Raw genomic sequence first — 20,884 nt, forward strand, 5'->3', positions numbered from 1 at the left:
ATCGTAAGGGAACAGTATGGGCATGGAGCGACACAACCGGGAGGGTGGGCCACAAGACGGCCCGTCTGACTGGCTGGACCTGCTGCACCGCGAGGCTGAAGGCGATCTGACACTCGCCGAGACGGCGGCGCTGCGCTCGTTGCCCAATCAGGAGGAATTGGCGACCTGGCGTTGGCGGCTGGCAACCACCACCGCCCAGCTGAGCGCCCTGCCGCCACAGGACCTTCCCGCGAGTGTGGCCCAGGGCGTGGCCGCAGATGTGGCGTGGAGCGCGCGCCTGAGCGTTCATCGTCCAGAGCTCCCCCATTCACTGGCAGACGCAGTGATTTCCGACATCGCCACTGCCCAGCGTCTCCAGAGGTCGTCCGTTCCCTCCCTGCCCCAAAGCCTTGCGGCCGGGGTTATAGGGGACATCCGGGCGGCGCGTCAACTTGGCGCGGCTCCGCCTCCCATGCCGTCCAGCGTGGCCGCTGCCGTCGCCTCCGATATCGCGTGGGGGGGATGGCTTCATGCCCCCACGCCCACGCCGCCACGTTCGGTGGCCACGGCAGTGGCGGCCCGTATTGCCAAGCCGGAAATGGAGAGCCTTGCCGCCCCTCCTCCCGACTTCGCCCCCGCTTCAGCTGCGGCGAGCAACTTCATGGCTCCTCTCAAGCCCCGGCACAATCCTGCCCCGCTGGCCCTGGTGGTGGCCCTGATGGTTGGGCTGACCCTGCTGGCCGTCACGACCGTCTGGCCCAATCTGGCGGCGGGGGCACTGGTGCTTCGGACGCTGCTAGCCCAGGTGTCGCCGCTGGCCGGAGTGGGGCTGGCGCTGCTGCTGCTCACCAGTGCGCTGGTCAGCTGGCGCCCTGGCCCGACCATGCAGCGCATGGGGGCTGGGGCCTTCGCCCTGAGCGCAGTACTGACCCTGCCCGCGTTGTACACCCTGGCCGCCCACGGAGACGTGCGCTTCGGGCAGAACATTGTGGTCAGCGGACCAGTGGACGGCAATGTGATCGCGGTGGGAGGACACGTGCGGCTGGAAGCTGGGGCGCGGGTGCAGGGCGAGGTGGTCACGCTGCTGGGCGACGTACGCCGCGATCCGGGGGCGCAGGTCAGCGGCCGAGTCAACGCGCTGCTGGGCCACGCGCCGGATGATCTGGACGCGCTGGAAACGGCCCCTCCGCAGGGGATCGGCATGGCCACCGCCGCCGCCTTCAGGCCACTGCTGGGCTGGCTGGGCAGCGCCGCGTGGCCGCAGATCTTCGTCACGCTGACCGGCGGCGCGTTGCTACTGCTGTTTGTGGCCGGGCTGGCCCCCACGCTGGCCCGCCGACAGCGCCATGCCCCCATGCGGACGCTGGCACTGGGGGTCCTGGCTCTGACCGCTCTGGGCGGACCTTCCCTCGCGCTGGCGCTGGCCGGGCTGCTGGGGCCGGCCCTGGTGGCTGCCGCGCTGGCGGTGGTGATTCTCGCGATGGGCCTGAGCGTCAGTGCCTATGACCTGGGACGCGCCCTGGCCTACCGCCTGCGCCTGCCCGTTCCCGACGCCGTGGGGGCCATGCTGGGCTTGAGCGCCGTGGCCGCCAGCCTCAGCGAGCCGCCACTGGCTTTTGGGCTGGCCGTGATCGGCGGCGCGTGGGGTGCGGGCACGCTGTTGCTGGCACGTGGAGGAGTTCGGACCGCGTAGAAGCCCCCCTCTGTCCAATACGTTTGCCCGCACCCCCGGAGTGATAAACAGCCATCCCAAAGAAGAAGGCCGGAGCACCACGTCTCCGGCCTTCTGTCTTACACCCTCAACTCAGTTCAAGATGCGCTTGAGGTGCAGGTAAATCTCGTACCAGTCGCCCTTGTCGCGCGGACGCTTGCCGCGCAGTTCGATGCGCGATAGGGTCTGCACCCAGTCGGGCGTGATCTGCGGCCCCAGCGTGGGGTCGGCCACCAGATCGGCCAGCCCCTTGGGCATGGAGCCCTCGGTGGACGCGCCGTAGAATTCGACGCCCTCCAGCAGATCATGAACCGTAATGGCGTAGGATCCGGCCAGAGTCTGCAGGGTTTCCAGACTGGGATTGGTCCGGCCCCGTTCCAGATCGCTGAGGTACGGGACGCTGATCCCGGCGGTCTCGGCGACGTCCTTGAGCCGCAGCCCGCGTTCGCTACGGAGCTCGCGGAGTCTTTCGTGCAATTTCATGTGTCACCTCCTTGGCTGCGGCTTGGCCTCACCGTCACTGCCCTTTATGCGTGCTGAGCGCAGAAAAACAGAGTCGGCGTGCCGCCTGGGACTGCGCTCCGGCCGTAGGCGCGGCCCCGCTGGGAGCGTTTGCCTGTGGGCAGAATCGGGCAGCCTTGGTTGGAGTGTAACACCCCGCCTCAATACGGTCAATACAGAATCCATAGGGAAAAGTTCTTGCACAGCCGCCGACTGCTCTGCTATGATCGTAATCAGCAGAAGTATTTCTCCAAAGTCCACCTTTCCATCTATTCCACCTCGCGGCCCCCTCGGGCTGGAAGGAGTCCACCATATGCGCGCCCTGGACACGATTGCCGAGAGTATCCGCGTGGGTTACGTTCACCCCACCACCGTCCTGAACACTTTAATAGAGGTCGAGAACGATGGCGGCCTGTTGGCCGTGCGCCGTATCGAGCGTCAGCTGTGCCGGGGAACACATGCCCTGCGCGAGCGTGGCCATCCCAACACGGCGCTGGCACAGAGCTGGCTGGGGGCGACCCGCGCCTATCTAGTCACCCAGGCAGAACGCAAGCACGCGATCTGACGCAACTTAAGCAGGAAAGGGCCCGGATGACAGATTGCGGGCCTTCCCTTCTAGCGGCGTGACCCTTCCAGCCCGTAGATCTCCCCGTACTTCCGGTGCAGGTAGGCCACATAAGGATCGGCGCTCAGCGGGCGTCCGGTCGCCTGCTCGGTGATCTGTGTGGGGGTCAGGCTGCGGCCATACTGGTGGACATTCTCGGTCAGCCAGGACAGCAACGGGCCGTACTCGGCGTTCTGGCTGCCCCCTGCAATCTTCGCATCGGCCTGCGCCGCCTCCAGCAACTGCACGCTTAACAGGTTGCCCAGCGCGTAGGTGGGGAAATACCCGATCAGGCCCGCGGACCAGTGAACGTCCTGCAACACGCCCTGGGCGTCGTCCGGCGGGGTCAGGCCCAGGTAGTCCTGCATCTTCGCGTTCCAGGCCTCGGGCAGGTCCGCGACCTTCAACTTGCCCTCTAGCAACGCCAGTTCCAGCTCGAAGCGCAGCATGATGTGGAAGTTGTATGTGACCTCATCAGCCTCCACCCGGATCATGCTGGGGTTGACGCGGTTGACGGCGCGGTACAGGCCAGCCGCGTCCAGTCCGGCGGTCACTTCCGGGGCCGCCTCCGCCAGTTGCGAGAAGTAACGGTTCCAGAACGGCAGGCTGCGCGCCAGCAGATTCTCAAACAGGCGCGACTGGCTTTCGTGGACCCCCAGACTCGCGCCGCCCGACACCGGCGTACGCTCCCACCGTCCGGAGACGCCGCGCTCGTACATGGCGTGCCCCGTCTCGTGCCACGTTCCGAACAGACAGGCGGGCCAGTAGGGTTCCACCCGCGTGGTGATGCGCAGGTCCGAGCGGCTGAAATTGGTCATGAAGGGGTGGGCGCTCTCATCCTGGCGCGCAAACGAGCCTTCCAGGCCGAAGGCCTCCCCCGCGATTTTCCAGGCGAAGGCTTTCTGCGCCTCAGCGGGGAAGGGCCGGGTCAGCACGCTGTAATCCGCCGCATCGCCCGCCGCCGCGATGCGCCTAATGAGCGGCAGGGTCCGGTCCCGCAGGTCGGCGAAGATGGTCCCCACTGTCCCGGCCCGCATGCCCGGCTCGTAGTTGTCCAGCAGGGCGTCGTAGGGATGCTCGTCATAACCACGCAGGTCGGCCTCACGGCGGGCCAGCTCCATCATGCGCTCCAGATGCGGAGCGAAGGTGGCGAAGTCACTCGCCTTGCGGGCCGCGAGCCAGGCGTGGTGCGCCTCGTTCTGGGCCTGGGTCTGCGCCTCCACAAACTCGGTGGGCAGCCTGGTGGCCCTGTCGTAGTCGCGCCGGGCCACACGCACGATGGCCCCGTCGGTCTCATTGGCTGGCTCGACGGTTTCCAGCAGCTTCCCAGTCTGCTGGTCCGTGAACATCGCGTGGGTCAGGCCTGCCAGGGTGGACAGTTGCAGGCCGCGCACCCGGGCGGCCTCGTCCGGCATGCTGGTTTCCTGCTCCCAGGACATCAGCGCTTCCGCAGCAGCCAGATCGGACACCTGGCCCAGACGCCGGCGCAGTTCGGTCATGGTATCGGAGGTGGGAGATGATTCGGTGGTGGTCATGCCTGCAGAGTAACGCCAAGTCCGAAAGGGGCAGTCAAGGGCTCACCTGCTACGCTTCATCCAGCGTTTTACGCCCAGCACGCCGCCCATGATCAAGCAGACCAAGGAGATCCCCACAAAAATTGCCCCCTCGGCCACCGTGTGGGCGGCGAGAGGGGGCAATTTTTGTGGGCTGTGTGGAGTACAGGCGGCTGGTTCAGTTCTTGGCCACTTGACTGGCCCAACGCAGGCGGCCCACCAGTTTCAGGGTCTGGCGGTGTTCCTCGGCCATCAGGGCGCGGGTCAGGCTCTCGGGACAGACTTGCAGCGGCGCCGGCTCAGGCTGGGCCAGCGGCGACGCAGGCCGGTAATCCTGGAGTTCGGGACGGCCCAGAACGGTCCTTTTCTCAAGGTTCCACTGCCTGTCCACATCGAAAGACCTGATCATGAAACCTACTCTAGAAAACCCACTCGCACAACGCTCTGACGCGCGTGAATGGATGAAAGGCTGCGCTTCCGATTAAAGAAGGACCGGATCAGGGCCGGGCACAGGTGTTTGAATGGCCAATGCGCCGCTCCGGGAACGGGCGCTATGCTCCGGTGGACGGTTCCAAACGGCTTGCCCCCACCACCCCACCCCCACCCGCAGCGAGGTTCCCCATGACCACCCTACTGACAGAATTGCCCGCCTGGACAGCTTTGACCGAGCATCACCGGATGATGAACGACACCCTGCTGGTGGACCTATTCGCCAATGACGATCGGCGCGGCGAACGCCTGAACGCTGAGGGAGCGGGCCTTTACCTGGACTACAGCAAGAACCGTGTGACGGACGAGACGCTGGAGCTGCTGCTGAACCTGGCGCGTGAGACCGGGGTGGAGCAAAAACGCGACGCCATGTTCGCCGGTGAGCGCATCAACGTGACCGAGAACCGCGCTGTGCTGCACACCGCCCTGCGTCAGCCAGCAGGCGCGACCGTCATGGTGGATGGCCGGAACGTCGTCCCGGACGTTCACGAGGTCCTGGGCCGCATGGCAACCTTTGCCGACTCCGTTCGTGGCGGGCAGTGGCTGGGCTTCACCGGCAGGCCTATCAGGAACATCGTGAACATCGGGATCGGGGGCAGCGATCTGGGGCCGGTGATGGCATATGAGGCGCTGAAGCACTACGCCCAGCGTGACCTGACCGTGCGCTTCGTGTCCAACGTGGACGGCACCGATCTGGTGGAAAAGACCCGAGATCTGAACCCCGAGGAAACGCTGTTCATCGTGAGTTCCAAGACCTTCACCACGCAGGAGACGATGGCGAACGCGGCCTCGGCCCGCGCGTGGCTGCTCTCGGCGCTGAAGGACGGGGCCGCCGTCGCCCGGCATTTCGTCGCCGTGTCCACCAACGCCGACGCCGTGCAGGGCTTCGGCATCGACACCGCCAACATGTTCGGCTTCTGGGACTGGGTGGGTGGGCGCTACAGCATGGACAGCGCGATTGGCCTGAGCGTGATGCTCGCCATCGGCCCAGACGGTTTCTCGGAACTGCTCGCGGGCTTCCACGACATGGACGAGCATTTCCGCAGCGCGCCGCTGGAGAAAAATCTTCCGGTGCTGATGGGCATGCTGGGCGTCTGGTACAACAACTTCTTCGACGCGCAGTCTCACGCCGTGCTGCCATATGACCAGTACCTGCAATACTTTCCGGCCTACCTGCAACAGCTGGACATGGAAAGCAATGGCAAGCACATCACCCTGGACGGGCAGGCGGTGAACTACCAGACCGGCCAGGTGATCTGGGGGCAGCCGGGCACCAACGGTCAGCATGCCTTCTATCAATTGATCCACCAGGGGACCAAGCTGATCCCGTGCGACTTCATCGGCTTCTGCCAGACCCTCAACCCGCTGCCCACGCCGGACGGCCCGCCCCACCACGACCTGCTGATGGCGAACGTCTTCGCACAGACCGAGGCCCTGGCCTTTGGCAAGTCGCTGGACGCCGTGCTGGCCGAGGGTGTGGACGAGGCGCTGGCCCCGCACCGGGTTTTTGATGGCAACCGTCCCACCAACACCCTGCTGGCCGACCGGCTCACGCCGCGCACGCTGGGCGCGCTGATCGCGCTGTACGAACACAAGGTCTTCGTGCAAGGCGCTGTGTGGAACATCAATTCCTTCGATCAGTGGGGCGTGGAGCTGGGCAAGGTGCTGGCGGGCAAGATCGTGCCGGAGCTGAACGCGGGCGCGGAACCGAAGCTGGAGCATGACTCTTCCACGAACACGTTGATCAGGCGATACCGGGAACGTCGGTAGATCTTCAGAAACGGCGCTGCACTTCAGCCGGCCCCATGTCTGACCCTTCCCTGCGTTGACCGAATGGGAGACGACCTGAAATCGCAAGAAGTCATGTCTGTGCAACGCGAGTTCGTGCACACGTACCTCAGGCTGTCCGGTGATGGCCGCTCGCGGCAATGCGTTCGGGACGCCCCAACGCTGCCCCGTGTGACCATGCCGCTGTGCCCGCCTGAGAGCGATGCGAGTCTCGGCGTGAGGACCGCAGAGGCGACGTGAGCGCTGAACCTGAACTCGATCCTCGCCGTCTTCTTGAGGCGTTGCGGCTGAACTATGGGCTGAGGCTGGAAAACGCCACCTTTGTGCCCCTCGGCACAGCTCCCGCTTACCGCGCCGAGGGGCCGAGTGGGCGCTTCTTTGTCAAACTGCTGCCCGACACGCCGTATGGCCGGGCTGCCAGCGCCAGAATCCGGGTCGAAATGCCGCTGCTGCGGGCGCTGCGCGAAGAACAGATTCTGCCCCGGGTTCCCCAGCCGCTGCGGGCGCTGGACGGAGCACAGCTGGCCACCGTCGGGGGCGCTGAGGTGGCTGTGTACGACTGGATCGATGCCGTGAATCTCTCATCTGCCTGGGAGGCGGCGCTGCCTGAACTCGCACCGCTGTTGGGCCGCCTGCACGGGGGAACGCCGCAGCTCATGGGCCGTGTAGGCACGCTGCCCATGCCGCCGGAGGACTTCGGGTTGCCCTTCATGGCCGAGTTGAGCGACGACCTGCGAGCCTTGAGGGGGCTCAGACCGAATGCACGCCCCGCCCTGCACGAGTTGCGAGCGTTGCTGACCCCCTATGACGAGCATCTCCAGCATCTCCTGGCTCTCGCACTTAAGAGCCAGAAGGTGATTCGTTCTCAGCCGTATGACCCCGTGGTCTGCCATACCGACGCGCACGGTGGCAACGTGATGCGGGACGCGGCGGGTGAGCTGTGGGTGATCGACTGGGAAAGCGCGCGCCTGGCTCCCCCTGAACATGACCTGTGGATGCTTCACTCCCGGCTGCCCGAGATCTTGCCCGTGTATGAGGCGGCGCGGGGCCGCCGAATCCGGCTGGACGTGGAGGTCCTCGCGTTCTATTTCTACCGCCGTGTGCTGGAAGACCTGGCCGTGGATGTGGCCGCGATGCGGCGTGGCCACGCCCGGCCAGAGGATGACGCCGAGAACCTGCGGATCATCCGTGATTTCGTTCTGCCTGCCGCGTCGCGCGTCGAGGAGGAGTGTCAGGCGTTGACAGCCCGCCTCTGACGGAAGCTGGCTCAATCGAACAACCCTGGCTGGCCCACCCGCTCACCCACGCCGCACAGGCCCGCCGCCGTGATTCCGGCCAGCCTCACCCCCCGCCCGGACAGCAGTTCCGGCGTCAGCGAGTGCGCCGCAGCGCGGGCCAGTTCGGGGGCAAAGTGGACCGGGGCAGGCAGCGTCACGCGGCGGGTGACGATGGCGCGGTCGCTGAACTTGAGCTTCAGGACCACGGTGCGCCCGGCCAGTCCGGCCCGCGCCAGCCGCCGCTCCACCGCCTCCGACAGCACGGGGAGGCGCTCCAGAACGGCCTCCACGCTCCTCAGGTCGTCACTGTAGGTCTCCTCCGCGCCGATGCTCTTGTGGGGGCGGTCTGCCTCCACCGGGCGGTCATCCAGGCCGTGGGCAATGCGCCAGAAGTGCTCGCCCTTTTTGCCAAACTGCGCCGCAAGCTCTTCAGGCGAGGCGGCGCGCAGGTCCGCCCCGGTGTGGATGCCCCGCGCGGCCAGCCTGGCGGCAGTGGCCGGGCCGATGCCGTGAAAATCGCCCACGGGTAGGGAGGCCAGCAGGCCATCCACCTCGTGCGGCAGCAGCACAGTCAGTCCATTGGGCTTGTTCATACCACTGGCGAGCTTGGCGAGGAACTTATTGACGCTGACGCCTGCCGTGGCGGTCAAGCCCGTCTCCGCGCGGATATCGGCACGGATGGCCCCGGCAATACGGGTGGCGCTGGGGCCGCCGCGCAGGGGCTCGGTCACATCCAGATACGCCTCGTCCAGCGAGAGCGGCTCCACCAGCGCCGTGTAGCGGGCAAACACCGCGCGAATCTGGGTGCTGACCTCGCGGTAGGCCTCAAAACGGGGCGGCACCACCAGCAGGTCCGGGCAACGTTCCAGCGCCCGGTACAGCGGCATGGCGCTGCGGACGCCGTAGGGCCGGGCCTCGTAACTGGCGGTCAAGACCACGCTGCGCCGCCCACCCCAGGCCACCGCCAGCGGACGCCCCCGCAGGCGCGCGTCGTCGCGCCCCTCTACCGAGGCGTAGAAGGCGTCCATGTCCACATGAATGATCTTGCGCGTGGTGGACATGGACTGATTTTACGGCGGGGTACAGTGGCATGTCTGGTCAACAAGGACCGAAAATACGGTCAGCCCTTGACCCACTCCTGCAAGCTCGTTACGTCCAGTTCGCCAGCCTGCACAGCTCCGGCAATCGCCTTCGCCGTCCACTCGGCGGCCTCGCGCGTACTCACGATGGGCACGCCCCGTTCCAGCGCCGTTCTCAGGAGGCGGCTTCCGGTCACGTCAATCAGCAGGTCGGGCAACCTGTCGCCGTCTTGTGCGTGGATCACCTTGAGGCCCGCACCCTCCAGCGTGGTTGCAACGTCGTCCAGACCATCGCCTAGCAGCAAGGCGGTGCCGCTTAGGGACAGGTTGCTCTTGGCCCCCAGTTGCGCCCGGTAGAACGCCAGGTACGGGTCCGCGTCGATGCCCATGCTCTCGCCGGTGCTTTTCATCTCCGGCCCCAGGACCGGCAGCACGCCCGCGAACTTCAGGAAGGGCAGGTGAACCTCCTTGATGCTGTACATGGCGGGCACCGGGGTTTCCAACAGACCGATCTGCTCCAGCGTGTGACCCACGGCAATACGGGCGGCACTCTTGGCCAGGGGGTGGTTCACGGCCTTGCTCACGAAGGGCACGGTGCGGCTCGCGCGCGGGTTGGCTTCCAGGATGTACGCCACGTCGTCCTTGACCGCCCACTGCACGTTCATCAGCCCCTTCACGCCCAGTTCCAGCGCCAGCCGCTCGGTGTCGGCCTTCACGCGGGCCAGCAGTTCCTCGCTCAGACTGACCGGAGGCAGCACGCAGGCGCTGTCGCCACTATGAACCCCGGCGGCCTCGACGTGCTCCATGATCCCGGCCACCACCGCGCGCTGGCCATCGCATAGCGTGTCCACGTCCAGTTCCAGCGCCCCTTCTAGGAACTGATCGAGGAGGATGCTGGGTTGCCCTTCCACGGCGGCGTACACCTCGTCCAGATAGGTGGTCAGCTCGGTCATGCTGCGCACCGTCCGCATGGCGCGGCCCCCCAGCACGTAACTGGGGCGGGCCATCAGGGGAAAGCCCAGTTTCTCGGCCAGAGCCTGCGCCTCATCCGGAGTCTTCGCCACCAGTCCGCGCGGCTGCGGCAGGCCCAGGCGTTCGCACAGCGCATTGAAGCTGGCGCGGTCCTCGGCCTCGTCGATGGCGTCGGGACTGGTGCCGATGATCGGGGCGCCCGCCGCTTCCAGCCGCCGCGCCAGCTTCAGCGGCGTCTGCCCGCCCAGTTGCACGATCACGCCCACGGGCTGCTCGTGATCGACGATGTTCATCACGTCCTCGAAGGTCAGCGGCTCGAAGTACAGCCGGTCCGCCGTGTCGTAGTCGGTGCTGACCGTCTCCGGGTTGGAGTTGATCATGATCGTCTCGTAGCCCGCTTCCTGCAAGGCCCAGACGGCGTGGACGGTGGCGTAATCGAATTCCACACCCTGCCCGATACGGTTGGGACCGCTGCCCAGAATGATCACCTTGGGCTTTTCGGTGGGCGTGACCTCGTCCTCCCACTCGTAGGTGGAGTAGTGGTACGGCGTGTGCGCCTCGAACTCGGCGGCGCAGGTGTCCACCGTCTTGTAGACCGGGGTGGCGCGGGCCTCCTTACGCAGGGCACGCACGTCCAGTTCGCTCAGGCCCACGATCTCGCCGATGCGGGCGTCACTGAACCCCAGCCGTTTGACCTCGCGCCAGTACTCGTACTTCCACTCCCCGATCGGTCCCAGTTCCAGGATCTCGCTCTCGGCGGCCACGATCTCGCGCAGTTGCCCCAGGAACCACGGGTCAATCTTGGTGGCGTCAAACAGCTGTTCCACGGTCTCGCCGCGCCGCAGCAGCTCAATCACCGCTTCCAGTCGGCGCGGGTTGGGGTACAGCAGGGCGCGCAGTTCGTCCGGCGACATGGCGGCGTAGGCCCCGCGCACGTCACTTTCCACGCTTCGCAGGGCCTTTTGCAGCGACTCCTTGAAGGTGCGGCCAATCGCCATAACCTCGCCCACCGAGCGCATCTGGGTGCCCAGGTGATCGGAGGTGCCGGGAAATTTCTCGAAGGCGAAGCGCGGAATCTTCGTCACCACGTAGTCAATGCTGGGTTCAAAGGCGGCAGGCGTGACGCGGGTGATGTCGTTGGGCAGTTCGTCGAGGGTGTAGCCCACCGCCAGCAGCGCGGCGATCTTGGCAATCGGGAAGCCGGTCGCCTTGCTCGCCAGCGCCGAGCTGCGCGACACGCGCGGGTTCATCTCGATCACGATCACGCGCCCGTCGACCGGGTTGACCGAGAACTGGATGTTGCTGCCCCCCGTCGCCACGCCGATCTCGCGGATGATTGCCAGCGACTGATCGCGCAGCCGCTGGTATTCCACGTCGCTGAGGGTCTGGGCCGGCGCCACCGTGATGCTGTCGCCGGTATGCACGCCCATCGGGTCGAAGTTCTCGATGCTGGTGATGATGATCACCGTGTCGGCGGTGTCGCGCATCACCTCCAGTTCGTATTCCTTCCAGCCCAGGATGCTCTCTTCCAGCAGCACGGAAGTGACCGGGCTGTCGCGCAGGCCGCCCTCGGTGATCTTCAGGAAGTCCTCGTAGGTGTGCGCGATGCCGCCGCCCGTCCCGCCGAGAGTGAAGGAGGGCCGGATCACGATGGGGAGGCCAATTTCCTTCTGGTACTCGGTGGCCTCTTCCATACTGTGGACCATCTTGCCGCGCGCCGTCTCCACGCCGATCTTCTTCATGGCGGCCTGGAACAGTTCGCGGTCCTCACCCTTGTTGATGGCCTCCACGCCCGCACCGATCAGCTCCACACCGTACTTCGCAAGCGTGCCGCGCTCGTGCAGCTGCATCGCCAGGTTCAGCGCCGTCTGACCGCCCAGCGTGGGCAGCAGGGCGTCGGGTTTTTCCCTGGCAATCACCTTCTCCACGAACTCCGGCGTCAGCGGCTCCAGGTACGTCGCGTCGGCCAGGTCGGGATCGGTCATGATGGTCGCCGGGTTGCTGTTGACCAGCACCACCCGGTAGCCTTCCTTTTTCAGCGCCTTGAGCGCCTGCGTCCCGGAATAGTCGAACTCGGCGGCCTGCCCGATCTGGATGGGGCCGCTGCCGAGAATTAGGATCGTGTTCAGGTCAGTACGCTTGGGCATTCCAGAGAGGGAGTATGTCACGCCTGCGGGTGAGGAACGGGGAATAGGGTTATGCAGGCGGGAGCAGGCGTGGAAGGAGAACCCAGCTAAGTGAGGCGACGGACAGCGGCTCTTCGGGATGCCTGCCCCCGGAGACAATCCGCCCGGCGTCCAAGGACATCCGTGGTGGCTCAGCCAGACGTTGCTGTTGCACAGAGCAGCGGGAGGACCAAGATGGTCTCCCCCGCTGCTTCCCCTCCGCCCCTCAGTATCCCATGGCCGCCTTGATCGCCCGTGCCACCCGCACCGCGTTGGGGCGGTAGACGTCCTCGATGGCCGTAAACGGTGGGTAGGGCGCGTCGAAGCCGGTCACGCGGATGATCGGGGCGCGCAGAAACTCGATGGCCTCCTCGGCAATCGTGGCGCTGATCTCGCTGTGGAAGCCTCCAGTGCGCGGCGCTTCGGTCACCACCACCACCCGGCCCGTCTTCTGCACGCTGGCCAGAATCGTATCGGTGTCCAGCGGCACCAGCGTCCGCAGGTCGATGACCTCCACGCCGATTCCGGCGGTCTTCGCGGCGGCGGCGGCTTTCTGCGCCACCTCCACCATGCCGCCGTAGCAAATCACGGTCACGTCGTCGCCCACGGTCACAATGCGAGCCTTGCCCAGCGGGACGCGGTAATCACCCACTGGAACGTCTTCCTTGACGCTGCGGTACAGCTTGATGGCCTCGAAGAAGAACACCGGGTCCGGATCATTGATGGCCGAGAGCAGCAGCCCCTTGGCATCGGCAGGGGTGCTGGGAATGACCACCTTGATGCCGGGAGTGTGCGCCAGGATGGCCTCCGGGCTGTCGGCGTGCTGTTCGGGAGTGTGCACGCCGCCGCCATAAGGGGCACGGACCACCATCGGCAGGTGGTAGCGGCTGCGGGTGCGGTGGCGGTAGCGTCCCAGATGGGATAGCACCTGATCGAGCGCCGGGTATAGAAAGCCCGCAAACTGGATTTCCGCGACTGGCTTCAAGCCCGCCAGTCCCATGCCGATGCCCATCCCCACGATCGCGGCCTCGGCCAGCGGGGTGTCGAAGACACGCTCAGCACCGTATCTGGCCTGGAGGCCGTCTGTGGCCCGGAACACGCCGCCCATCACGCCCACGTCCTCGCCGAAGATATGCACCGCGTCGTCCTGCTGCAGCGCGATGTCCAGCGCGTCGTTGATGGCGGCCACCATCGTCATGGTCCGGGTCTCGGTTCTGGCTGCGGTGGCGGTCATGCGTTCTCCTCGCTTAGAATCTGCTCGCGCTGCCGCCTCAACTGCGGCGTCGGCTCGGCAAACACATGGTCCAGAATCTCGGCGGGTTGGGGGTCCGGGTAGGCGTCGGCCTCCTGCAAGGCGGCCTCGAACTCGTCGGCCACCTCCTTCAGCAGCGCCGCTTCAGAGTCCTCGGTCATCAGCCCCTCGTTCATCAGATGGGCCTTGAGCCTCAGCACCGGATCCTTGGCGTCCCAGCCCTCATTATCGGCGTCGGTGCGGTAGCGGCTGGGATCGTCGGCCACCGTGTGGGGCTTGACCCGGTAGGTCACCGTCTCGATCAGGGTGGGTCCCTCGCCCCGGCGCGCCCGCTCCACCGCCTCGCGGGTGACGTGATACGTCGCCAGGACGTCGTTGCCGTCCACCCGCACGCCGGGAATGCCGTAGCCCTCGGCACGCCTGGACAGGTTGGTGGCCTTGGTCTGCGTGCGCGTCGGCACGCTGATGGCCCAGCCGTTGTTCTGAAGAATGAACACGCAGGGAGCGTCCAGCGCCCCCGCGAAATTCAGCGCCTCGTGAAAGTCACCCTCGCTGCTGCCCCCGTCGCCAATGTAGGCCATCGCCACGTTCTTCGTGCCCTTGCGTTTCTCGGCCAGGGCCGCGCCCACCGCGTGTGGATACTGGGTGGCAATCGGGATGTAGAACGGCAGCACTTTCAGGTTCTCGGGCATCGACCAGCCGTGCGGCGAAGTGCGCCAGTACGCCAGCGTCCGCGCGATGGGCAGGCCCAGCGTCAGGGCCGCCCCGGTGTCACGGTACGTGGGAAACAGCCAGTCATCGGCGCTCAGGGCGGCGGCGGTGCCCACTTGGCTGGCCTCCATGCCTCCGAACGGCGGAAACACGCCCAGGCGGCCCTGGCGGTACAGCACCCAGCCGCGCTCGTCGAAATGCCGCGCCCGGCGCATCTGGTGGTAGAGGCGAAGGCGGGTCTCGGGATCAGGGAGTTCGCCCGCGCCCGTGACCGTGCCGTCCGGCGCGATGAGCTGGAACATGTCCCCAGCCTGTGCGTAGGCGGCAGCGGCGGCGTCAAAGGCGGCATCCGTAGGTGGCGGCGAGGCTTTGCTTGATCTGGATTTGGGCGATTTGGACACGGGTTGAGAACGGGTCATGCAACCTCCGGTGAACATAGAAATGAAGGGAAAAGGCCGCCCAGACACGCTGGAGCGGCGGCCACGTCCAGCCTTAAGGGGCGCGGCGCTGGTTGAGCAGCCGACTGGGTTCGTTGGACGTGGGCTTGGCAGGCAAGGGCATCGGCAGAAAGCTCCAGTGGGGTTGGATCAGTGTGAACCCAGCCTAGCAGATGACCCCGCGCGGCACTGAACCAGTCAGCGCCGCGCGGGGTCAGGAAGAGAGACCCCTCACGGGGCCTCATCTCAGATTCAGATGGATCAATCGCGTTCGAGCTTGATCTCCACGCCGCTCCCCTTACGCTTGACCTGCAGTTCGGCCTCGTCGTCGCCGCGGCGGTACTCGCTCTCAATCTCGTCGTTCTTGACCTTTAGTTTGGTCTGCACGTAGCCCTCGGCCTTCAGGCGGGCCGCGTAGCTGTCATGCAGGGCCCGCAGGTCAGAAGGAACGCCCACCACAACCTGCCATTTGCGGGCGTTACCCCAGGGATTGCCGGGCTGGGTGGGCAGCGCAGGGATTGCCGCGCGGCGGGCCACCACCTGATAGAACGCCGTGGCGCTGTCCCAGGTGTTCTGCGGCACGGGCGTGACCACGATGCTCAGCGCCTGCGCCAGGCCCTGCTGCCCCTTGACGCTCACGTCGGCAAAGCTGTTCTGGGCGCTCTTGAAGGTGGCGATCTGGTCCAGATTCAGCGGCGTCTTGCTCGCCAGGGCCAGCACCTTGTTCAGGCCGTATGGCGCGGCGATGTCGAAGGTGAAGGGATCGCCCGCTTCCGGGAACACTTTGACGGTGTTGGCTTTCAGGAAGTTCGCGCCGCCCTGGTACTTGTTGGGCAGGATCAGATCCACCCGTCCGTTGGGGTCGACGTTGAACAAGTACACGTAGGCGTCCTGCGACACGCTGGCGTACAGGCGGATCCGATCACCGGGCTGGTACGACGGGGTGTGGGTGCCGCTGCTGTCGCGGTCCGTCCAGACCTTGACGTCCACGGTCGTCGGCACCGGATTCACGATGATGCTCTGGGCGCTGATCTTGGGTGCGGCGTGGGCGGGTCCGCACAGGCCAGCCGCCAGCGCAACGCTGAGGCCGACGGCAAGCTTGGGCAGCGTGGATTTGATGGGCAAGCGGAAAGGATTCATGCCCTGAGTGTGGGACGCGCTGATGATCCGAGGCTGACCCGCCCTGTTCTCTACCTAGACCTTTCCACCACCAAAGTGAAGGAGTCGGCCGGAAAATAACTCCCGGCCGACTCCCCTATTCAGGGAAATTCAGTTCTGCTTTCTCGCCGCCTGCGCGTCGTTGCCCAGGTCCTGCGCCTTGGCCTGCGCGTCCTGCTTCGCCTCAGTGGCAGCCGTCTTCACCCCGTCGACGGCCTTCTCCCCGGCGCGCTGCAACTCGCCGCCAGCCCGTTTCACGGCGTCACTGGGACTGTTGCCGTCCACGACGTCCGAGGCGGCGTCCTTGACGGCGTCTACCGCGCGGCTCAGGTTGCCCTTGATACCGGGATCCACCTTGCCTAGCAAGGCATCAACCTGATCGCGGACGCCTGCATTGCTGCGGTATAGCGCGTAGGCTCCACCCGCCAGCAACAGCAGGGTCCAGGGGAAACCGCCGCCCGACTTGCGCTGCTTGCGGAGCTTCTTCAACTCCAGGCTCACCTCTTTCAGTTCCTTCTGCTGCTCCATCAGCATCGCCGCCATTTTGGCCTGCTCACGGACCATCGCCTTGCCTGCCGACAGGGCCGCGCGGCCCTCCAGACGTTGCGCCGAATCCTGCACGGTGTCTTTCACGTCCTCAATCACGCTCTGAATGCTTCCCATGATTCTGCTCCTTTGAATGTGGTCTGGTTCTGGCGCCGTGTTCACGCCCTCACCCCGCAGTGTCGTGAATCTGGCCCCCTGGATGCTGAGGGTCGGCTTGACGGTCCGCTGACGCGCGCTTGAGCAAAACCCCATGAAGGGGTGCTTAAGAGCTCCACAGCCGCGTTGGTACGGGCCGTATGGCCCCGGCCGCCCAGCCCCACGTCCGCGTCGGCTTGAGGGCGGAGGGACGGCGCATTAAAATGGAACTGTGGCCCCCCTCAATCCAGCCTCCTGGCACAGGCGTGTCCGGCTGAGCGTCCTCCTGTCGCTGATTGCGTTGATCCCGCTGTCGTCGGGCAGCGCCACCCAGAACGCCGTCACGTCGACCACCAAGGGTCCAGTCAACCGGGCCGGGGGAAGGGTTCCCCCCCTGCCGCCCTCGCCCTTCACGTATCTGCATGGTGCGCGGCCCCTCCCCGCGGCCCGTCCGGACGAGCGGGTCATCTTCCAGCTGGACGGTCCGGGGGCACCGCAGACCTTCACGCTGCGGCAATTGCAGGCGCTGCCTACCGTGCGCTACACCACCTTGCAACCGCAGCTGAAGCAGGAGGCCGTGTACGAGGGCGTGCCTCTGCGTGATCTGGCGGCGCTCGGCGGCTTCGCGGGGCGCGACGTGCGGGTGTACGCCAGCAACGGTTTTGTGGCGACCATCCTTGCGCACGATTACCTGAATGAACCGGTCATGCTGGCCTACCGTGTAGGCGGGCAACCCATTCCCGTTCTGCAAAAAGGGCCGCTGACGGTGGTGCTGCCACGACGGCCAGCACGCTTTTTCACTCCGGCCTACAGTGCGGCGTGGGTGTGGTTCGCCGTGCGTCTCGGACCCGTGCCGTGACCCGCCAGCGGCCCCCGGTGACCCGGCGGCGAGAGATGGGGCTGTCCGTGGCCCTGCGTGAGATCGCGCTGGCCGCGATGCCCGCCGCACTGACGGTGGTGCTGCTGGCACTGGCAACCCAGCCAGCGTACCAGGCGCTGATCCACAACGGCACCGGCTGGGCCCCCTACGCCTATCAGGGGCTGACGCAGGACGTCCAGGCCTATCAGGTGGCCGAACTCACGCCGGGCCTGAGCGAGGCCGAGCGCCTTGAGGTCCGGGACCGGGCGCTGTCCAGTGCGCGCAATCCATCGCAGTTCACCCAGCTCCGTGAAATTGAGGGCTATGGTGAGGCCCGCCTGTCGCTGATCGAACGCTACCTGCTGCAGGACACCCCCGACGCCGCCGCGCTGGCCGCGCGCGAGGCGGTGGCCCTGAATGCCCAGGCCGGTCAGTATGCCAAGGCCATGGAAGGCCGCTACGTGGCCGCGCTGCTGCTGATGCGCCGCGTACTGCTGGGCACGGCGCTGATCACGGGGCTGCTGAGCATTACATCGGCCCTGCGGGCGCTGCTGCTGTGGCGCAGCGAACTGGACCGCCGCGCCCGCCGTGAGGCCCGCCAGCGCGAGGCCCTGAGCCTGGCCAGTCATGAGCTGCGCCGCCCGCTGCAATCGCTGCTGCTCGCCAGCGACCTGCTGCGTCACGCCGAGACCCAAGAGCAGCGCGCGCACCTGCTGGGCCTGATCGAGGACGGGGCTGCCCAGCTCGCCAGCCGCGCGGACCTGACCCGCCTGAACGACCTGTACCTCGACGTGACCCTGCGCCCCCGCCCGCAGGACCTGTGCCCGCTGCTGGAGCGCTTCGCGGCGCCGCGGGTAGAGCTGAGCCTGCCGCTGGCGCCGCTGGTCTGGCCCGTAGATGGGGATCGGCTGCGCCAGATCGTCGAGAACCTGATCGAGAATGCCCTGAAGTACACGGACGGCCCGGTCGAGGTCGCCCTGCGTGAGGTACGCGGCCAGCCGGAGATCACGGTGCGCGATCACGGCCCCGGGCTGAGCAGCACGCTGTACGGCCAGGTCTTCCTGCCCTACGACGAGGGGCCCCGCGGCCTGCGCGGCGGCCAGGGCCTGGGGCTTCCATTGGTCCGGCGCTACGCCCGTGCCCACGGCGGCGACGTGACGCTGGCCGCGGCCCCGGGCGGCGGCTTGCAGGCCACCGTCCGGCTGGGCCAGCCATCGGGATTCCTCTCTGAAACGCAGCCTGGGCTGCGGGGCGAGGCCACCTCGGTGTAATTGGGCGGCCCTCAGTTCACGTCCGCCACGTCGGCCAGCAATTCGGCCAGTTGCTCCTTGGCCCGGAAGACCCGGCTCTTGGCCGTCCCCACCGCCACACCCTGAATGCGGGCGATGTCCTCGTAGGGCAGATCCTCCACGAAGCGTAGCACCACGGCCTCGCGGTAGTCCTCGGGCAGTTGCAGCAGGGCGCGCTGCACGCGGTCCTGGGCGTCGGCGCTCTCGGCCGCGCGCACCGGGGAACGCGCCTCGGAGGTCACCTCGAAACCTACATCCTCACGCGCCTGCTCCAGGCTGAAACGCTGCAACTGCTTGCGGCGGTGAGATTCGATCTGGGTGTTGCGCGCCACCTGATACAGCCACGGCAGCACCCGCTCGCCGGGCCGGAAGGTGTGAATGCTGCGCCACGCGCGGTAGAACACCTCCTGGGTCAGGTCCAGGGCGTCCTCACTGTTGCCCTCCAGCCGGTACAGGTAGCCGTACATGCGGCCCTCGTACTCCTGCACGAAGGCGTACCACGCCGCCTCGTCGCCCGCCTTCAGCCGCTCCAGCAGTTCCGGCGAGACGAGATCGGCAGCGGGGGGGGCGGGCACAGCGGAGGGATCATCGGGCGGCGAGGTCACGTCCCGCCCACCATACCGCCCCTGACAGGCGAGGTGGGAACGATTCGAGTGGAGTCGACACCAGGAGAGAACGGCACCGCTGCGCCGGCGGGCTGACCGTGTGAACCTGGCTCCTAGCCAGCCACGCCAGGAGGCTGCCCTGATAGGCTCTGCCTCAGGTCCGCATCCATGACCACCCCTGCACCCATGACCACTGACCCCCAGACCCCCGGCTTCCTTGAGGCCCTCCGTCCCCTGCTGCCCGAGCTGAGCGTGGGCGCGCTGCTGGGCTTTGCCACCGCTCTGGCCGTTAAGGCGGTGGGGCGCATCGTGCTGATCGCCGTGGGGCTGCTGTTCATCGCGCTGCAACTGCTGTCGTATTTCGACGTGATCAGCATCAACTGGTTGCACCTGCAATCGGTGGCCGAACCCGCCCTGCGCCAGGGGAGCGAACAGGGCCTGGCGTGGTTCCAGCGGGTGCTGCTGGCGAACCTGCCCTTCGCGGGCGCGTTCACGGGAGGCTTTCTGCTGGGGCTGCGGATCCGGCTGTAAGCGCGGGCACCGGGCGCGGCGCAGGTCCGGTCAAACCATGCCCTAAGCGGAGTCGCGCAGCATCAGATGCGGTTCAAAGCGGCGGGCACGTGGCGGTCCACGGTAGCCGCCCAGACGCGAGAGCAGCAGCTGAGCGGCCTCATAGCCCATCGCCTCGACCGGCTGGTGCAGGGTGGTCAGGCCGCGCGCAGCGGCCCACGGCTGATCGTCGAACCCGATGACCCGCACGTCCTGCCCGACCGTCAGCCCACGCACCCGCACCTCGTCCAGCAGCGCCCCGGCCAGCAGATCGGCGGAGGCAAAGACCGTGCAGGGCAGGCCGCCCTCCTTGCGCTGCACGTCGTCCAACAACGCGGCGGCGGTGTTGCGGGCGGCCAGCGTGTCGAAGCTGGCGGTGTACTCGGCAGTGACCCGGCGACCGGCAGCTTCCAACCCCTGGTGGAATCCGGCGCGGCGGTCCTCGAAGACGCGGGTGGTGAAGAGCTGGTCCAGTTCGGTCTCCACCCAAATCGCGTACAGCGTCCCCGGAAGGGTGGCGGCGTATTGCCCGGCCAGCATGCCGCCCGCCAGATTGTCCATGTAGGAGCAATCAGCGTCGTCGGTGTAAGCGTCCACCAGCACGGTGGGTTGCTGGGTCCGCAAGCGGCGCTCGTGGAACACCTTGGTCAGATTGTAGGTCGCCATCACCAGACCATCGGCCTGATACGCCAGCGTATGCGAGGCCAGGTAGCGTTCCAGCCGCGAGCGGTCCAGCAGCGGAAAGATCGCCACGTCGTAACGCGCCTCCTGAAAGGCGGTCTCCAGACCGTCGAGCAGCCGGGCATAGAACTCGGTGGTCAGCACGGGCAGCAGCACGCTGATGGTGTAACTCTTGCCCCCTGCGATACGCCGGGCGTGCGGGTTGGGGGTGTAATCGAGGGCCGCAATGGCCTGCAACACGGCCTCGCGCGTTGCAGGCTTGACCGCCGCGTGGTTGTTCAGCACCCGTGACACGGTGCCGACACCCACGCCAGCGCGCTGGGCAACGTCTTGAATGGTGGGGGTTTTCATGGTTGGAGGCCCAGGATACCCCGGATCATGGAAGGGATTCCATGATGTGCCGAGGCCCTGCCGCGCAGCCGGTGGACGTGAGGGCAGGGGGCGTCGAGGGGCGGTCCTGCGCAAACCCGGGTGCGGAACACACCGTCATGCGCCGATGTTGGGTCAACAGTCAACGAGGCTGGTCCTGGACGACGCAGATGCG

At 66.6% G+C, this 20,884-nt stretch carries 18 protein-coding genes; 7 read left to right on the top strand and 11 right to left on the bottom strand.

All coding sequences use genetic code 11. The annotated features are described in order from the left end of the window. The first annotated feature begins 22 nt into the window (after positions 1-22). Positions 23-1,672, top strand: a complete 1,650-nt coding sequence (locus tag HNQ08_RS02555) for a bactofilin family protein (RefSeq protein ID WP_184127514.1) — start codon at positions 23-25, stop codon at positions 1,670-1,672. A gap of 111 nt (positions 1,673-1,783) precedes the next feature. Here HNQ08_RS02555 and HNQ08_RS02560 read toward each other — a convergent pair whose 3' ends face one another. Further along, complete coding sequence (locus HNQ08_RS02560) at positions 1,784-2,173, bottom strand: helix-turn-helix domain-containing protein (RefSeq protein ID WP_184127515.1); 390 nt, start codon at positions 2,171-2,173, stop codon at positions 1,784-1,786. Positions 2,174-2,504: 331 nt separating this feature from the next. On the opposite strand from HNQ08_RS02560, the gene HNQ08_RS02565 reads away from it, so the two are divergent. Further along, complete coding sequence (locus HNQ08_RS02565; RefSeq protein WP_184127516.1) at positions 2,505-2,756, top strand: hypothetical protein; 252 nt, start codon at positions 2,505-2,507, stop codon at positions 2,754-2,756. A gap of 50 nt (positions 2,757-2,806) precedes the next feature. Here HNQ08_RS02565 and HNQ08_RS02570 read toward each other — a convergent pair whose 3' ends face one another. After that, a complete protein-coding gene (locus HNQ08_RS02570; RefSeq protein WP_184127517.1) occupies positions 2,807-4,330 on the bottom strand; it encodes a carboxypeptidase M32 in 1,524 nt (507 codons plus the stop codon). A gap of 196 nt (positions 4,331-4,526) precedes the next feature. After that, complete coding sequence (locus HNQ08_RS02575; RefSeq protein WP_184127518.1) at positions 4,527-4,757, bottom strand: hypothetical protein; 231 nt, start codon at positions 4,755-4,757, stop codon at positions 4,527-4,529. A gap of 212 nt (positions 4,758-4,969) precedes the next feature. Between HNQ08_RS02575 and pgi the strand changes: the two genes are divergently transcribed. Further along, positions 4,970-6,607, top strand: a complete 1,638-nt coding sequence (gene pgi, locus HNQ08_RS02580) for a glucose-6-phosphate isomerase (protein ID WP_184127519.1) — start codon at positions 4,970-4,972, stop codon at positions 6,605-6,607. A gap of 254 nt (positions 6,608-6,861) precedes the next feature. Next, positions 6,862-7,881 carry a phosphotransferase gene (locus HNQ08_RS02585; RefSeq protein WP_184127520.1) on the top strand — a complete coding sequence of 340 codons (1,020 nt, stop codon included), beginning with the start codon at positions 6,862-6,864 and terminating at the stop codon, positions 7,879-7,881. A gap of 11 nt (positions 7,882-7,892) precedes the next feature. Here HNQ08_RS02585 and dinB read toward each other — a convergent pair whose 3' ends face one another. The 6 genes from dinB to HNQ08_RS02615 all read right to left on the bottom strand — a co-directional run bounded on the left by dinB (position 7,893) and on the right by HNQ08_RS02615 (position 16,339). After that, positions 7,893-8,963, bottom strand: coding sequence for a DNA polymerase IV (gene dinB / locus HNQ08_RS02590; RefSeq protein WP_184127521.1), 1,071 nt, complete (start codon positions 8,961-8,963; stop codon positions 7,893-7,895). 59 nt (positions 8,964-9,022) lie between these two features. Continuing rightward, a complete protein-coding gene (gene carB / locus HNQ08_RS02595) occupies positions 9,023-12,100 on the bottom strand; it encodes a carbamoyl-phosphate synthase large subunit (RefSeq protein ID WP_184127522.1) in 3,078 nt (1,025 codons plus the stop codon). Positions 12,101-12,344: 244 nt separating this feature from the next. Then, entirely contained in the window at positions 12,345-13,352 is a 1,008-nt protein-coding gene (locus tag HNQ08_RS02600; protein WP_184127523.1) for an alpha-ketoacid dehydrogenase subunit beta, read from the bottom strand. Beyond that, positions 13,349-14,383 carry a pyruvate dehydrogenase (acetyl-transferring) E1 component subunit alpha gene (gene pdhA, locus HNQ08_RS02605; RefSeq protein ID WP_229789674.1) on the bottom strand — a complete coding sequence of 345 codons (1,035 nt, stop codon included), beginning with the start codon at positions 14,381-14,383 and terminating at the stop codon, positions 13,349-13,351. The genes HNQ08_RS02600 and pdhA overlap by 4 nt, the downstream gene beginning before the upstream one ends. A gap of 396 nt (positions 14,384-14,779) precedes the next feature. Further along, complete coding sequence (locus tag HNQ08_RS02610) at positions 14,780-15,658, bottom strand: DUF4384 domain-containing protein (RefSeq protein ID WP_184127525.1); 879 nt, start codon at positions 15,656-15,658, stop codon at positions 14,780-14,782. 129 nt (positions 15,659-15,787) lie between these two features. Then, the gene (locus HNQ08_RS02615) at positions 15,788-16,339 is read right to left on the bottom strand and encodes a YtxH domain-containing protein (RefSeq protein WP_184127526.1); all 552 of its coding nucleotides are present in this window, start codon (positions 16,337-16,339) and stop codon (positions 15,788-15,790) included. Between the two features lie 250 nt (positions 16,340-16,589). On the opposite strand from HNQ08_RS02615, the gene HNQ08_RS02620 reads away from it, so the two are divergent. Continuing rightward, positions 16,590-17,216: a molybdopterin-dependent oxidoreductase gene (locus tag HNQ08_RS02620; protein ID WP_229789606.1), complete on the top strand. Its 627-nt coding sequence runs from the start codon at positions 16,590-16,592 to the stop codon at positions 17,214-17,216. Beyond that, entirely contained in the window at positions 17,213-18,487 is a 1,275-nt protein-coding gene (locus tag HNQ08_RS02625) for an ATP-binding protein (RefSeq protein WP_229789608.1), read from the top strand. The genes HNQ08_RS02620 and HNQ08_RS02625 overlap by 4 nt, the downstream gene beginning before the upstream one ends. 11 nt (positions 18,488-18,498) lie before the next feature. Here HNQ08_RS02625 and HNQ08_RS02630 read toward each other — a convergent pair whose 3' ends face one another. Next, positions 18,499-19,110, bottom strand: a complete 612-nt coding sequence (locus HNQ08_RS02630) for an RNA polymerase sigma factor (RefSeq protein ID WP_229789610.1) — start codon at positions 19,108-19,110, stop codon at positions 18,499-18,501. A gap of 168 nt (positions 19,111-19,278) precedes the next feature. Here HNQ08_RS02630 and HNQ08_RS02635 point away from each other — a divergent pair, with 168 nt between their 5' ends. Beyond that, positions 19,279-19,641, top strand: coding sequence for an FUN14 domain-containing protein (locus tag HNQ08_RS02635; RefSeq protein ID WP_229789612.1), 363 nt, complete (start codon positions 19,279-19,281; stop codon positions 19,639-19,641). Between the two features lie 42 nt (positions 19,642-19,683). Here HNQ08_RS02635 and HNQ08_RS02640 read toward each other — a convergent pair whose 3' ends face one another. Beyond that, positions 19,684-20,691: a LacI family DNA-binding transcriptional regulator gene (locus HNQ08_RS02640; RefSeq protein WP_184127527.1), complete on the bottom strand. Its 1,008-nt coding sequence runs from the start codon at positions 20,689-20,691 to the stop codon at positions 19,684-19,686. Between the last annotated feature and the right edge of the window lie 193 nt (positions 20,692-20,884).

It is taken from the genome of Deinococcus humi, assembly GCF_014201875.1.
GTDB lineage: Bacteria > Deinococcota > Deinococci > Deinococcales > Deinococcaceae > Deinococcus > Deinococcus humi.